Below are 13,506 nucleotides of genomic sequence, written 5' to 3'. Positions count from 1 at the left end.
AGCAGGCTCACTCCTACAGGGGATCGCGGTGAATCAGAGAAATTACAGGCACAAAAAAACGGCCCGCCTCCTATAGGAAACGGGCCGTTTTCCGGTGAGCCTCAGCTCAGAACAATCACTTGTTCAGGTGGAAATCTTTTTCCGCCGCTTCGAAGCGCTGCACCATGCCTCTGCTCGGCTCGCCCATCTTGCTGACGATGTAGATGGCCAGGCTGGCGAAGATGAAGCCCGGGATGATTTCGTACAGACCCAGCAGTTCGAAATGCTTCCAGACCACCACGGTGATCGCGCCGACCAGAATACCGGCCAGTGCGCCGTCGCGGGTCATTTCTTTCCAGATAACCGAGATCAGCACAACCGGACCGAACGCAGCACCGAAACCGGCCCAAGCGTAGGACACCAGACCCAGTACGCGGTTTTCCGGGTTGGCCGCCAAGGCGATCGCGATCAGTGCAACCAACAGCACCATGGCACGGCCGACCCAGACCAGTTCAACCTGAGAAGCAGATTTACGCAGGAAGGTTTTGTAGAAGTCTTCGGTCAGGGCGCTCGAGCACACCAGCAACTGGCAGCTCAGGGTGCTCATCACCGCAGCCAGAATGGCCGACAACAGCACACCGGCGATCCATGGGTTGAACAGCAGTTTGGCCAGTTCGATGAACACACGTTCGTGGTTCTCGGTCACGGGACCGGCAACTTCCGGGTGCGCCGAGAAGTACGCGATACCGAAGAAGCCCACCGCCACGGTGCCGCCCAGGCACAGGATCATCCAGGTCATGGAAATGCGACGCGCCTTAGCGATCGATTTCACCGAATCCGCCGCCATGAAACGCGCGAGGATGTGCGGCTGACCGAAGTAGCCCAGACCCCAGCCCATCAGCGAGATGATGCCGATGAAAGTGGTGCCTTTGAGCATGTCGAAGTTGCTTGGATCTTGCGCTTCGATGGCCAGGAACGTGGTGTCGACGCCACCGGTGGCCAGCAGCACGATGATTGGCGTAAGGATCAGCGCGAAAATCATCAGGGTGGCTTGTACGGTGTCGGTCCAGCTCACCGCCAGGAAACCGCCGATAAAGGTGTAGGCAATTGTCGCCGCAGCACCGGCCCACAGCGCGGTCTCGTAGGACATGCCGAAGGTGCTTTCGAACAGACGGGCACCGGCCACAATGCCGGAAGCGCAGTAGATGGTGAAGAACACCAGAATCACGATCGCCGAGATGATCCGCAGCAGGCCGCTTTTGTCTTCAAAACGGCTGGCGAAGTAGTCCGGCAGGGTCAGGGCGTCGCCGTTGTGCTCGGTCTGCACGCGCAGACGGCCGGCAACGAACAGCCAGTTGAGGTAGGCACCGATGACCAGACCGATGGCGATCCAGCTTTCAGACAGACCGGACATATAGATGGCGCCCGGCAGGCCCATCAACAACCAGCCGCTCATGTCGGACGCACCGGCGGACAGCGCGGTGACGACGCTGCCGAGGCTGCGACCGCCGAGAATATAGTCAGAAAGGTTGTTGGTGGAGCGATAGGCCATCAAGCCGATCAGCACCATTGCTGCGATGTAGATCACGAACGTGATCAGGGTTGGATTGCTTACGCTCATTGAGTTACGCCCTGGCTTTGTTTTTATGTAGCGGCGGTGGTGAACCGCACGCAAACGACGACGTTTGGCAGACGATCCGGGATCCCGCGCATTTAGGACTGATGTTTCCCCAGGAAAGCCATCAGCCGGTACACCGGGTTATTCCCGGTTGCACCTAGGGCGCGAATGCTATGCAACAAATCAAATAAGGTGCAACCAGTTTCGTGAGAATTAGTTGCACCCAGTCGGATTTATCGACAATCACCCCGTTTTTGCTCCCTTTTGTGGCAGTCATAACCCTTTACTAGAAGCAAAAGCACCAAGCAGGAGCAGCACTTTCGTACCAGAAAATAATTCCTGACGAGTTGCCTATTATTCCGACAAAAAAAGGGTTGCACCCGGTTGCACCTCTTTCGGCGCACGGCTAATCTTGCCGCCAGCTGATGCCACGCAACTGTGGCAACCATGAGGATAAAAATATGGCTACCACCACCCTTGGGGTCAAACTCGATGACCCGACCCGCGAACGCCTGAAGGCCGCCGCAACCTCGATTGATCGCACGCCGCACTGGCTGATCAAGCAGGCAATTTTCAATTACCTGGAAAAACTCGAGGGTGGTGCAACCCTGACCGAGCTGAACGGTTTGACCGCCAAGGACGCCGATGAGGCGGGCGAAGTGCACACCGATCACGCCCACCAATGCTTCCTCGAATTCGCTGAAAGCATCCTGCCGCAGTCCGTTCTGCGCGCTTCGATCACTGCCGCTTACCGTCGCCCTGAGCCGGAAGTCGTGCCGATGCTGATCGAGCAGGCTCGCCTGCCAGCGCCGATGGCAGAAGCCACCAACAAACTCGCCGCTTCCATCGCGGAAAAACTGCGTAACCAGAAAAGTGCCGGCGGTCGTGCAGGCATTGTTCAGGGTCTGCTGCAGGAATTTTCCCTGTCGTCCCAGGAAGGCGTGGCGCTGATGTGCCTCGCCGAAGCGCTGCTGCGTATCCCGGACAAGGGCACTCGCGACGCACTGATCCGCGACAAGATCAGCACCGGTAACTGGCACCCGCATTTGGGCAACAGCCCGTCGCTGTTCGTCAACGCGGCCACTTGGGGCCTGCTGCTGACCGGCAAGCTTGTGTCCACCCACAACGAAGCTGGCCTGACGTCGTCCTTGAGCCGCATCATCGGCAAGAGCGGCGAGCCGATGATCCGCAAGGGCGTCGACATGGCCATGCGCCTGATGGGCGAGCAGTTCGTCACCGGCGAAACCATCGCCGAAGCGTTGGCCAACGCGAGCAAGTTCGAAGCCAAGGGCTTCCGTTATTCCTACGACATGCTCGGTGAAGCGGCCCTCACCGAACACGACGCGCAGAAGTACCTGGCGTCGTACGAACAAGCCATTCACTCGATCGGCAAAGCCTCCCACGGCCGTGGGATTTATGAAGGCCCGGGCATCTCCATCAAGTTGTCGGCACTGCACCCGCGTTACAGCCGTGCGCAGTACGAGCGTGTGATGGACGAGCTGTACCCGCGTCTGCTGTCGCTGACCCTGCTGGCCAAGCAATACGACATCGGCCTGAACATCGATGCCGAAGAAGCCGACCGTCTCGAACTGTCGCTGGATCTGCTTGAGCGCCTGTGCTTCGAGCCGCAATTGACTGGCTGGAACGGCATCGGTTTCGTCATCCAGGCTTACCAGAAGCGTTGCCCGTACGTGATCGACTACGTGATCGATCTGGCCCGTCGCAGCCGTCATCGCCTGATGATCCGCCTGGTAAAAGGCGCGTACTGGGACAGCGAAATCAAGCGCGCCCAGGTCGAAGGCCTGGAAGGCTATCCGGTCTACACCCGCAAGGTGTACACCGACGTTTCCTACATTGCTTGCGCACGCAAACTGCTGTCGGTGCCGGAAGTCATCTACCCGCAGTTCGCCACGCACAACGCCCACACCCTGTCGGCGATTTACCACATTGCCGGTCAGAACTATTACCCGGGCCAGTACGAATTCCAATGCCTGCATGGCATGGGCGAACCGCTCTACGAACAAGTTGTAGGCAAGGTTTCCGAAGGCAAGCTGAACCGTCCGTGCCGCGTGTACGCTCCGGTCGGTACTCACGAAACCCTTCTGGCGTACCTCGTACGTCGCTTGCTGGAAAACGGCGCGAACACCTCGTTCGTCAACCGCATCGCCGACCAGTCGATTTCGATTCAGGAACTGGTGGCCGATCCGGTGGCGCAGATCGAGCAGATGGCGACCGTGGAAGGTGGTTTCGGCCTGCCGCACCCGCGCATTCCGCTGCCGCGTGATCTGTATGGTGCCGAGCGTGCCAACTCCAGCGGCATCGACATGGCCAACGAACATCGTCTGGCCTCATTGTCCTGCGCCTTGCTCGCCACTGCGCACAATGACTGGAAAGCCGCGCCGATGCTCGGTTGCGCTTCCAGCAACGAAACGCCGGCAGTGGTTCTGAACCCGGCTGATCACCGTGATGTGGTCGGTCATGTTCAAGAAGCCACGGTTGAAGACGTCGACAACGCTATCCAGTGCGCACTGAACGCTGCACCGATCTGGCAGGCCACCCCGCCGGCCGAACGTGCGGCGATTCTGGAACGTGCCGCTGACTTGATGGAAGGCGAGATTCAGCCACTGATGGGCCTGTTGGCTCGTGAAGCCGGCAAAACCTACGCCAACGCCATCGCCGAAGTCCGCGAAGCGGTCGACTTCCTGCGTTATTACGCGGTGCAGGCTCGCAACGATTTCAGTAATGACGCCCACCGCCCACTGGGTCCGGTGGTGTGCATCAGCCCGTGGAACTTCCCGCTGGCAATCTTCAGCGGCCAGGTCGCTGCTGCACTGGCTGCCGGTAACCCGGTACTGGCCAAACCGGCCGAACAAACCCCACTGGTGGCGGCTCAGGCTGTTCGCCTGATGCTTGAGGCCGGCATCCCGGAAGGCGTGCTGCAACTGCTGCCGGGTCGCGGTGAAACCGTCGGCGCCGGTCTGGTCGGCGATGAGCGCGTCAAAGGCGTGATGTTCACCGGTTCCACCGAAGTCGCGCGCCTGCTGCAACGCAACATTGCCGGTCGCCTCGACAACCAGGGCCGTCCGATTCCGCTGATCGCCGAAACCGGTGGCCAGAACGCGATGATCGTCGACTCCTCGGCTCTGACCGAACAAGTCGTGATCGACGTAGTTTCGTCGGCCTTCGACAGCGCCGGTCAGCGTTGCTCGGCGCTGCGCGTACTGTGCCTGCAGGAAGATTCCGCCGATCGCGTCATCGAGATGCTCAAAGGTGCCATGGCGGAAAGCCGTCTCGGCAACCCAGAGCGCCTGTCCGTGGACATCGGCCCGGTGATCGACGCCGAAGCCAAGGCGGGCATCGACAAGCACATCCAGGGCATGCGCGATAAAGGTCGCAACGTGTATCAGGTCGCTATCGCCGACACCGAAGAAGTCAAACGCGGCACCTTCGTCATGCCGACCCTGATCGAACTGGAAAGCTTCGACGAACTGCAACGCGAGATCTTCGGCCCGGTGCTGCACGTGGTTCGCTACAAGCGCAAAGAGATCGATCAACTGATCGGCCAGATCAACGCTTCCGGTTATGGCCTGACTTTGGGCGTACACACGCGCATCGACGAGACCATCGCCAAGGTGATCGACAACGTCAACGCCGGTAACGTCTACGTCAACCGCAACATCGTTGGCGCTGTGGTCGGCGTGCAGCCATTCGGCGGCGAAGGCTTGTCGGGTACCGGTCCGAAAGCCGGTGGCCCGCTGTACTTGTACCGCTTGCTGTCGACGCGCCCTACTGATGCCATCGAACAATCCTTCGCTCGCGGTGATGCTGCCGTGGCACCGGACGTTCGTCTGCGCGACGCCATGAGCAAACCGCTGACCGCGCTGAAAGCCTGGGCCGACAGCAACAAGTTTGCCGACCTGAGCACTCTTTGCGTGCAGTACGCTGCGCAATCGCAGAGCGGCATCACCCGCGTGCTGGCCGGCCCGACCGGTGAGAAAAACAGCTATGCCATCCTGCCGCGTGAGCACGTGTTGTGCCTGGCCGAGGTTGAAGGTGATTTGCTGACGCAACTGGCGGCGGTGCTGGCGGTAGGCGGTTCGGCGGTATGGCCGGAGTTCGACATCAGCAAGGCCTTGTTCGCACGCCTGCCGAAGGAGATTCAGGCGCGGATCAAGCTGGTTGCCGACTGGAATAAAGACGAGGTGGTGTTTGATGCGGTTCTGCATCACGGCCATTCCGACCAGTTGCGCGGCGTTTGCCAGCAGATTGCCAAGCGTGCCGGTGCGATCGTTGGGGTTCAGGGCTTGTCCCAGGGCGAGACCAACATTGCGCTGGAGCGCCTGGTGATTGAGCGGGCGTTGAGCGTTAACACCGCTGCGGCGGGGGGTAATGCCAGCTTGATGACTATCGGCTAACACCCGATAAACCGGACACCTGCATGGGTGTCCGGCATAGCAACAGTCCCTGTGGGAGCGAGCTTGCTCGCGAAAGCGGTTTGCCAGTCAACGTGAATGTTGAATGTGCCGGCCTCTTCGCGAGCAAGCTCGCTCCCACAGTGTTTTGTGGTGTTTGTTAAGTCTGCGCGCGGCTTCAACATCACGCTTATCAATCATCCTGTTCAGCCTTTATCAGCACGCCTAGACTCGGCCCAACCCCAACTTCAGGTAGGCCGCCATGTCCGAGACGCTGCTCAGTTCCCGCAATCTGGCTTTCGAGCTGTATGAAGTCCTTGATGCCGAGGGCCTGACCCGGCGTGAGCGCTTTGCCGAGCACAATCGCGAAACCTTCGACGCCGCCATCGGCACCGCGCGCAACATTGCCGAAAAGTACTTTGCGCCACACAACCGCAAGGGCGACGAGAACGAGCCGCGCTACGAAGACGGTCAGGCGATTCTGATTCCTGAAGTGAAACCGGCGGTGGATGCCTTCCTTGAAGCCGGATTCCTCAACGCTGCGCGCAGCTTCGATGCTGGCGGCATGCAACTGCCGACGCTGCTGTCCCAAGCTTGCTTCGCGCATTTCCAGTCGGCCAACGCGGCTTCGACGTCCTACCCGTTCCTGACCATGGGCGCGGCGAACCTGATCGAGAGCTTTGGCACTGAGGAGCAGAAACAACGCTTCCTGCAGCCCATGATCGATGGTCGCTTCTTCGGCACCATGGCGCTGACCGAACCGCATGCAGGTTCATCGCTGTCGGATATTCGTACGCGCGCCGAGCCGGCGTCCGACGGCACTTATCGCCTGAAGGGCAACAAAATCTTCATCTCCGGCGGCGATCACCCGCTCTCGGAAAACATCGTGCACATGGTCCTGGCCAAACTGCCGGACGCACCTGCGGGCGTTAAAGGCATTTCGCTGTTTATCGTACCGAAGTTTCTGGTTAACGATGACGGCAGCCTCGGCCCACGCAATGACGTGCTGCTGGCCGGGCTGTTCCACAAGATGGGCTGGCGCGGCACCACCTCCACGGCGCTGAACTTCGGCGATAACGGTGAGTGCGTCGGTTATCTGGTCGGTGAGCCGCATCGCGGTTTGAGCTACATGTTCCAGATGATGAACGAGGCGCGGATCGGCGTCGGCATGGGCGCAGTGATGCTCGGTTATGCCGGTTATCTGTATTCGCTGGAGTACGCCCGCGAACGCCCGCAAGGCCGGGTGCCGGACAGCAAGGATCCGACCACAGCGCCGGTGGCGATCATTCAGCACGCCGATGTACGACGCATGCTGTTGACGCAAAAGTCCTACGTTGAAGGTGCATTTGACCTCGGCTTGTATGCCGCACGCTTATTCGACGACACCACCACGCTTGAATCTGAAACCGAGCGCAAACAGGCGCATGAGTTGCTGGATCTGCTGACGCCGATCGTCAAATCCTGGCCATCGGAGTTCTGCCTCAAGGCCAACGAACTGGCGATCCAGATTCTTGGCGGCCACGGTTACACCCGCGAATACCCGGTGGAGCAGTATTACCGCGACAACCGCTTGAACCCGATTCACGAAGGCACCCACGGCATTCAGTCGCTGGACTTGCTCGGGCGCAAGCTGGCGCAAAACGGTGGTGCCGGACTGAAGCAGTTGATTCGGTTGATCGCCACCACCGCTGAACGCGCTACGGCGTACGATTCGCTGACCGCACTGCGGGAGCCTTTAGAGAAACTGGTAGCTCGCCTGCAAACGGTGACCATCGGCCTGCTGACCGATCTGGCACAGGGCAAGGTCAACAGCAGCCTAGCAAACTCGGCGTTGTACCTGAAGGTGTTCGGCCACGCGGTGATTGGCTGGCGCTGGCTGGAGCAGGCGATTCGTGCCGAGGAAGGGTTGGCCATAGGGAACTCAGCGGATGCTGACTTCTATAAGGGCAAGCTGCAAGCAGCGAGGTATTTCCTGACGTGGGAAGTGCCGGGTTGCCACCATGAACTGGCGTTGCTGGAGGCGCGGGATGATACGTGCCTGGCGATGCAGGATGCGTGGTTCTGAAGCGCAACCCTCACCCCAGCCCTCCCGAAACGTCGGACCGCCCAGAGGGAGAGGGGGCCGACCCGAGGTGTCTACGCATCGACCTGAAAAACCGTGTCGATTATGGATTCGGTAAAGCACTTTCAGGTCGGCGTACTTCTCAAGCATCCCACATTCAGTTCCCTCTCCCTCCGGGAGAGGGCTAGGGTGAGGGGCTTTTCTGGTTTAACACTCAGCTGAGTTTGAACCCACCCATCTGCCGCGCCAGATCGTCCGCCAACCTCTGCAACATCTGACAATCCTCACGACATGCCCGAACCTCCCCAGCCGTCGCCCGCGCCAAATCAGAAATCCCCTGCACGTTACGATTGATCTCTTCCGTCACCGCCGACTGCTCTTCGGTCGCCGTCGCCACTTGATGGTTCATGTCACTGATGCGCTCGACCTGCCCGGTAATCGCCGTCAGCGACGCCCCGGTGCGCTGGCTCGACTCAACCCCGGTACCGGTCGCCGCCTGGCCGGTGCGCATCGACGAAACGGCGTTTTCCGCGCCTTGCTTGAGGCTGCCGATCATTTGCTGGATTTCGTCAGTAGACGCCTGCGTCCTGCGCGCCAAAGTACGCACTTCATCAGCAACAACCGCAAAGCCGCGTCCCATATCGCCGGCGCGCGCCGCTTCAATCGCTGCGTTGAGCGCCAGCAGATTGGTCTGCTCGGACACCCCGCGAATCACCGCCAATACAGAATCGATCGACGCCACTTGATGCGCCAACTCCCCCACCGCGCCCGCCGCCACGCCGATCTCATCGGACATGCTTTCAATATGCTTGATCGAGCCGCCGACCACTTCCCGCGCCTGCATCGCCTCATCCCGCGCGGTTTGCGAGGCCAGCGCCGCATTACCGGCGTTCTGCGCGATTTCCTGCACGGTCAGGCCCATCTCATGAACGGCAGTGGCGACCATGTCAGTCATTTCCTGCTGACGGCCAGAACGCTCAGCGGTGTTCTCCACTACCTTCGCCACCTGCCCCACGGCCGTGCGCAGACGCTCGCTGGTGGTCAGTACTTCGCCGATCATCCCGCGCTGGCTGTCGAGGAAACGATTGAAGCCGCGCGCGAGGTCGCCCAACTCATCGGCGCGGCTGGAATCTAACCGGTGGGTCAAATCTCCACCGCCGCTACCAATCGCTACCAGCGCCGCTGTTACCTGACGAATCGGCCGCACCAGCCCTTGCGCCAGCCACACCACCAGAGCGAGGCACACCAGCGCTACGGCCAGACCGATACCGCCGCTCATCCACATCGCTTTACGGGCTTCGGCGTAGATCTGCGATTGCGGCACTTCGGCCACCAGGGTCCAGCCCAGATCGCGCAGCGGCAGGCTGAAGGCGAGGAAGTCTTCACCCTCCCTTTGGAAGCTGCTGCTCACAGCATTTTTTTGACCCATGACGGCTTGAGCAGCGGAGGCGCCAATCTGCTCCGTCAGGGTGCGCTTACCGCTGAATTGCGCCTCGGGATGCACCTGGATCAAACCATCGGAACGCACGAGATAGACCTTGCCGCGCTCGCCAAAGCTGAAGTTGTGAATCAGCTCCGACAGCTCTTTCATGCTCAAACCGAGCCCAGCCACACCGACCACTTTACCGGCCTGCTCGACCTTCAAATCGATGAACAGCGCCAGTTCTCCGGTGGCGCCATCGTTGTCGATATTGAGAGTGCGCGGCTGATTGCTGTCGAGGAAGGAATAGAACCACGCGTCAGCCGGTTTTGAACGGCTGAGGGTGCGATCCAGGCCTTTTTCGGTGATGTAGTGATTGGATTCGGTGCCGATGATCAAAGCAGTGAAGGCTTTATGTTCGGCGCGGATGCCTTCCAGATACTGCGCGAAGCCAGCCGTTTTGCTGCTGTCTTCGCCTGAGGCGAGCCAGTCACGGACCATCGTATTACTGGCAATATCCTTGGCGGCTGTCAGCGGTTGCACAAGGATCCGTTCGATATCGTTGCGCGTCGCTTCGATGCTCGACGGCAGTGCTTGTTCGACCAGATAGCTCTGGGCGAGGCGGTTGACCACCAGGGTATAAATGCCAACCACGATCAGGATGCTGACCAGCAGGGCCGTGCCCATGCTGAGAATCAGCTGCCATTGAATACTGCGTCGCCACAACTGCATGGAGCACCCCCAAAGAATAAGAGGCAGAAACACTGCAACTGTCGCGCCAAATGTATACAAAAATCACGCAAACAAGAGACAAACCTTAAAGCAGTGATCTTCGAACAGCAAGAAGCGGGCCGATTTCATGGGGAGAGCACTGTCAACTCTGACAGGTTACAGGTCGCATCGCGTGGCATAGATTGCAGTTTCCCTGTCTGTGCCCAAGCATTCGCTTCACAGACTCACGCTGTACTAGCAGGAGAAAGATCATGGCTGATACAAGTCCAGCTGAAAGCTTTGTACAGACAATGTCTGACAACGATACGTTTGTGAAATCAGCGCAGGTCGGCGACTTTGTCGACGGGTCCAGCATGCTATCGATGATCACTCGAAAACACTTCACCGAAGTCATGGTTTTCCCCGTAATCCATTACAAAGCTACGATCACCACGTTCTCAGGCGCGACGTTCAGTACAACTCAGCCGATCGCAGGATCAGAATATATAAACCTGCTTTCGCGCGGAGATGAAGTGACGATCGACGAGACGACCTACAGGGTCTCCCACGGAGAGTTCAAGAAGCAAACCAACGGAGAGTGGTTGAGAAAGATCTACTGGCAACCAGTGACTAAAACTCAATAAACACAGAGCCGTTCATATATGAGCGCCTCGAAGTACCGAGGCGCTGCAAAAACGCGCTTCAACCCTGATTGATGGTCTTGGCGATGGTGTCGACCGTGGCGCTGACTTGCTCTTGGTAACGGTCGAGTTCTTCTTTGTGCTGCTTCTTCATTTCAATCTGCTGCGAGCACAGATTCATCGCCGCCAGCACCAGCAAGCGGTCACCGATCAGTGTCGGGTATTTGCGCTTGGTGTCATCCAGCGCTGCCTTGAGCATCATGGCCGCGTCCAGCAGGGTCTGTTCTTCCCCGGCCGGTGCCTTGATCGAATAGTCCTCCCCGAGAATGGAGACGACTTTTACCCCTGCTGTATGGTGGTTCATGCGCTGACAGGACCTGCGTTGACGCGATCAACCAGGGCTTGAATACGTGCAGCGGTGGCGCCGTGCTTTTCTTCCTGCTCCATCAGGTTCAGTTGCAGGCTTTCGTTTTCATCCTTGGCCTGAGCCAGTTCCGTGGACAGGGTCTGGTTGGTTTGCGCGAGGGTCTGGTTCTGTTGCACCAGGTCGCTGACGAGCTGTTCCAATTGGCTGAGGGATGCTTCCAACATTTTGATCTTCCAAGCGTTTTTCAAAGGGCGCGTACGATAAAGAAAAGTCATCACGGATGCCAGGGTTAAACCGGCGCAAAGCCTTGATTTTCCTGGTGGCCGACCGTTCTCGCGAGTTTTAAAGACTGTGATCTGCCGATCTGGTTCCTGCACTTCGTCGCCCCGGCCCCTATGCGACAAATACGCACAGTGCCTCAAGACTTTAGTCGCATGACCGATAAGTCATCCATATCGCAGTCTCAGCCCGCATGGATGCGGCCCTCTCTTGGTATCCGCCCATGTCCCTCCGCAATATGAATATCGCCCCAAGGGCGTTTACCGGCTTTGCCCTGATCGGCGGCCTGATGCTGATTCTGGGTGTGTTCGCACTGAATCAGATGAGCAAAATCCGCGGTGCAGCCGAGAACATCTCGTCCACCAGCGTACCGAGCATCAAGAACCTCGACGAGTTCACCCAGTTGACCCTGCGCCTGCGCGTGCTGTCGTACCGCTTGCTGGTCAACCGCGAGCCAGACGTGCAGCAGAAAACCGTTGAGCTGCTGGACATGCGTAACCAGCAGATCCGCAAGGCCCAGAGCGATTACGAGCCGCTGATCGGCAGCCCCGAAGAGCGTGCTGCCTATGACCAGTACGTGCAGTTGCTTGGCCAGTACCGCCAAATCGAAGACCGCATGAAGAGCCTGTCGCGCAACAACCAGGTGGATGAGCTGCGCACCCTGCTCAACACCGAGTTGCTGAACAACTCCGAAGCGGTGAACACCGTGCTCAACCGTCTGATGCAGATCAACGGCGAGCAGATCAGCGAGACCAATCAGCAAGCGGCCGATCAGTACTCTTCGGCGTTTGATCTGGTGGTGACCCTGCTGGTGATCGCCACTGGTCTGACCTTCCTGTTCGCCTGGCTGCTGACGGTGAGCATCACTAAACCAATTTCCAAAGCACTGGACGCTGCGGAAACCATCGCCGAAGGCAACCTGACCCAGCCGATCCACGTTGACGGTGAAGACGAGGCCGGTCGCCTGCTCGCAGCCATGGCCAAGATGCAATCGAAGCTGCGTGACACCCTGCAACGCATTTCCGGCTCGGCCACTCAGTTGGCTTCAGCGGCTGAAGAGCTGAACAGCGTCACCGACGAAAGCGCGCGTGGCCTGACTCAGCAGAACAACGAGATCGAACAAGCGGCCACTGCGGTCAACGAAATGACCAGCGCCGTAGAAGAAGTCGCCCGCAATGCGGTGAGCACCTCCGAAGCCTCGAAGAACGCCACCACTTCGGCTGGCGACGGTCGTGACCTGGTCCAGGAAACAGTCAGCGCGATCGAACGCATGAGTGCCGATGTACAGAGCACTGCCAGCCTGATCGGCGATCTGGCCAATGAATCCCGTGACATCGGCAAGGTGCTCGACGTGATTCGTGGCCTGGCCGATCAGACCAACCTGCTGGCACTGAACGCAGCGATTGAAGCGGCACGTGCCGGTGAGGCCGGTCGTGGTTTTGCCGTGGTGGCGGATGAAGTACGTGCCTTGGCGCACCGCACTCAACAGTCGACCAGCGAAATCGAGCGGATGATCGGCAGCATTCAGAGTGGCACCGAACACGCCGTGGATTCGATGCGTAACAGCACCGAGCGTGCCGAGTCGACGCTGAACATTGCTCGAGGTGCCGGCATGTCGCTGGACACCATCAACACCGCCATCGTCGAGATCAATGAGCGCAACCTGGTGATCGCCAGCGCCGCCGAAGAGCAGGCACAAGTGGCGCGGGAAGTGGATCGTAATCTGGTGAATATTCGTGATCTGTCGGTGCAATCGGCGACCGGCGCGAATCAGACCAGTGCGGCGAGTAATGAACTGTCGCGGTTGGCGCTGGACCTGAACAACATGGTTGGGCGGTTCAGCCTGTAAATTTTGAGATTAAGGTCAAAAGCCCCTCACCCCAGCCCTCTCCCAGAGGGAGAGGGGGAAAGGGGGCAGATCTTCGTGTTTTCAAAACCTGAGTTCGACTCAGGATTTTCAGGTCGGTGTAGCTTGAACAAACACCGCGATCAGTCCCCTCTCCCTCCGGGAGAGGGC

General features: G+C 59.1%; 8 protein-coding genes and 2 pseudogenes. 5 read left to right on the top strand and 5 right to left on the bottom strand.

Features of this window, described 5'->3' with window-relative positions; genetic code table 11:
* Window positions 1–115: 115 nt before the first annotated feature.
* Complete coding sequence (putP, locus tag CLU80_RS15880) at window positions 116–1,600, bottom strand: sodium/proline symporter PutP (protein ID WP_099757805.1); 1,485 nt, start codon at window positions 1,598–1,600, stop codon at window positions 116–118.
* 458 nt (window positions 1,601–2,058) lie between these two features.
* Here putP and putA point away from each other — a divergent pair, with 458 nt between their 5' ends.
* The gene (gene putA / locus CLU80_RS15875; RefSeq protein ID WP_099757804.1) at window positions 2,059–6,012 is read left to right on the top strand and encodes a trifunctional transcriptional regulator/proline dehydrogenase/L-glutamate gamma-semialdehyde dehydrogenase; all 3,954 of its coding nucleotides are present in this window, start codon (window positions 2,059–2,061) and stop codon (window positions 6,010–6,012) included.
* Between the two features lie 259 nt (window positions 6,013–6,271).
* Window positions 6,272–8,074, top strand: coding sequence for an acyl-CoA dehydrogenase (locus tag CLU80_RS15865; protein ID WP_099757803.1), 1,803 nt, complete (start codon window positions 6,272–6,274; stop codon window positions 8,072–8,074).
* Between the two features lie 211 nt (window positions 8,075–8,285).
* Here CLU80_RS15865 and CLU80_RS30690 read toward each other — a convergent pair whose 3' ends face one another.
* Window positions 8,286–9,017: a methyl-accepting chemotaxis protein gene (locus CLU80_RS30690; protein WP_371042269.1), complete on the bottom strand. Its 732-nt coding sequence runs from the start codon at window positions 9,015–9,017 to the stop codon at window positions 8,286–8,288.
* 135 nt (window positions 9,018–9,152) lie between these two features.
* Window positions 9,153–10,178, bottom strand: a pseudogene (locus CLU80_RS30685) (cache domain-containing protein); the annotation flags it as partial.
* Window positions 10,179–10,474: 296 nt separating this feature from the next.
* On the opposite strand from CLU80_RS30685, the gene CLU80_RS15855 reads away from it, so the two are divergent.
* Window positions 10,475–10,846 (top strand): hypothetical protein, encoded by a 372-nt coding sequence (locus tag CLU80_RS15855; RefSeq protein WP_099757801.1) that lies wholly within the window; start codon window positions 10,475–10,477, stop codon window positions 10,844–10,846.
* A gap of 58 nt (window positions 10,847–10,904) precedes the next feature.
* Here CLU80_RS15855 and CLU80_RS15850 read toward each other — a convergent pair whose 3' ends face one another.
* Together CLU80_RS15850 and CLU80_RS15845 are read right to left on the bottom strand one after the other, a co-directional pair.
* Window positions 10,905–11,207 carry a cell division protein ZapA gene (locus CLU80_RS15850; RefSeq protein WP_064117128.1) on the bottom strand — a complete coding sequence of 101 codons (303 nt, stop codon included), beginning with the start codon at window positions 11,205–11,207 and terminating at the stop codon, window positions 10,905–10,907.
* The gene (locus CLU80_RS15845; protein ID WP_007909525.1) at window positions 11,204–11,434 is read right to left on the bottom strand and encodes a hypothetical protein; all 231 of its coding nucleotides are present in this window, start codon (window positions 11,432–11,434) and stop codon (window positions 11,204–11,206) included. Before CLU80_RS15845 ends, CLU80_RS15850 begins: the two co-directional genes overlap by 4 nt.
* Before the next feature lie 248 nt (window positions 11,435–11,682).
* On the opposite strand from CLU80_RS15845, the pseudogene CLU80_RS30680 reads away from it, so the two are divergent.
* Both CLU80_RS30680 and CLU80_RS30675 read left to right on the top strand, forming a co-directional pair.
* Window positions 11,683–12,435, top strand: a pseudogene (locus tag CLU80_RS30680) (MCP four helix bundle domain-containing protein); the annotation flags it as partial.
* A 30-nt stretch (window positions 12,436–12,465) separates the two neighbouring features.
* Window positions 12,466–13,338 (top strand): methyl-accepting chemotaxis protein, encoded by an 873-nt coding sequence (locus CLU80_RS30675; protein ID WP_371042268.1) that lies wholly within the window; start codon window positions 12,466–12,468, stop codon window positions 13,336–13,338.
* Window positions 13,339–13,506: the final 168 nt, after the last annotated feature.

The sequence above is a fragment of the Pseudomonas sp. 29 genome, assembly GCF_002754355.1.
Lineage (GTDB): Bacteria > Pseudomonadota > Gammaproteobacteria > Pseudomonadales > Pseudomonadaceae > Aquipseudomonas > Aquipseudomonas neuropathica.
Note: the sequence above shows the minus strand (reverse complement) of the source record. Positions and strands in the feature narration are given on the sequence as shown.

Coding starts and splice junctions, on each gene's coding strand:
- putP (WP_099757805.1), bottom strand. CDS start 1,600: ATGAGCGTAAGCAATCCAACCCTGATCACGTTCGTGATCTACATCGCA.
- putA (WP_099757804.1), top strand. CDS start 2,059: ATGGCTACCACCACCCTTGGGGTCAAACTCGATGACCCGACCCGCGAA.
- CLU80_RS15865 (WP_099757803.1), top strand. CDS start 6,272: ATGTCCGAGACGCTGCTCAGTTCCCGCAATCTGGCTTTCGAGCTGTAT.
- CLU80_RS30690 (WP_371042269.1), bottom strand. CDS start 9,017: ATGGTCGCCACTGCCGTTCATGAGATGGGCCTGACCGTGCAGGAAATC.
- CLU80_RS15855 (WP_099757801.1), top strand. CDS start 10,475: ATGGCTGATACAAGTCCAGCTGAAAGCTTTGTACAGACAATGTCTGAC.
- CLU80_RS15850 (WP_064117128.1), bottom strand. CDS start 11,207: ATGAACCACCATACAGCAGGGGTAAAAGTCGTCTCCATTCTCGGGGAG.
- CLU80_RS15845 (WP_007909525.1), bottom strand. CDS start 11,434: ATGTTGGAAGCATCCCTCAGCCAATTGGAACAGCTCGTCAGCGACCTG.
- CLU80_RS30675 (WP_371042268.1), top strand. CDS start 12,466: ATGGCCAAGATGCAATCGAAGCTGCGTGACACCCTGCAACGCATTTCC.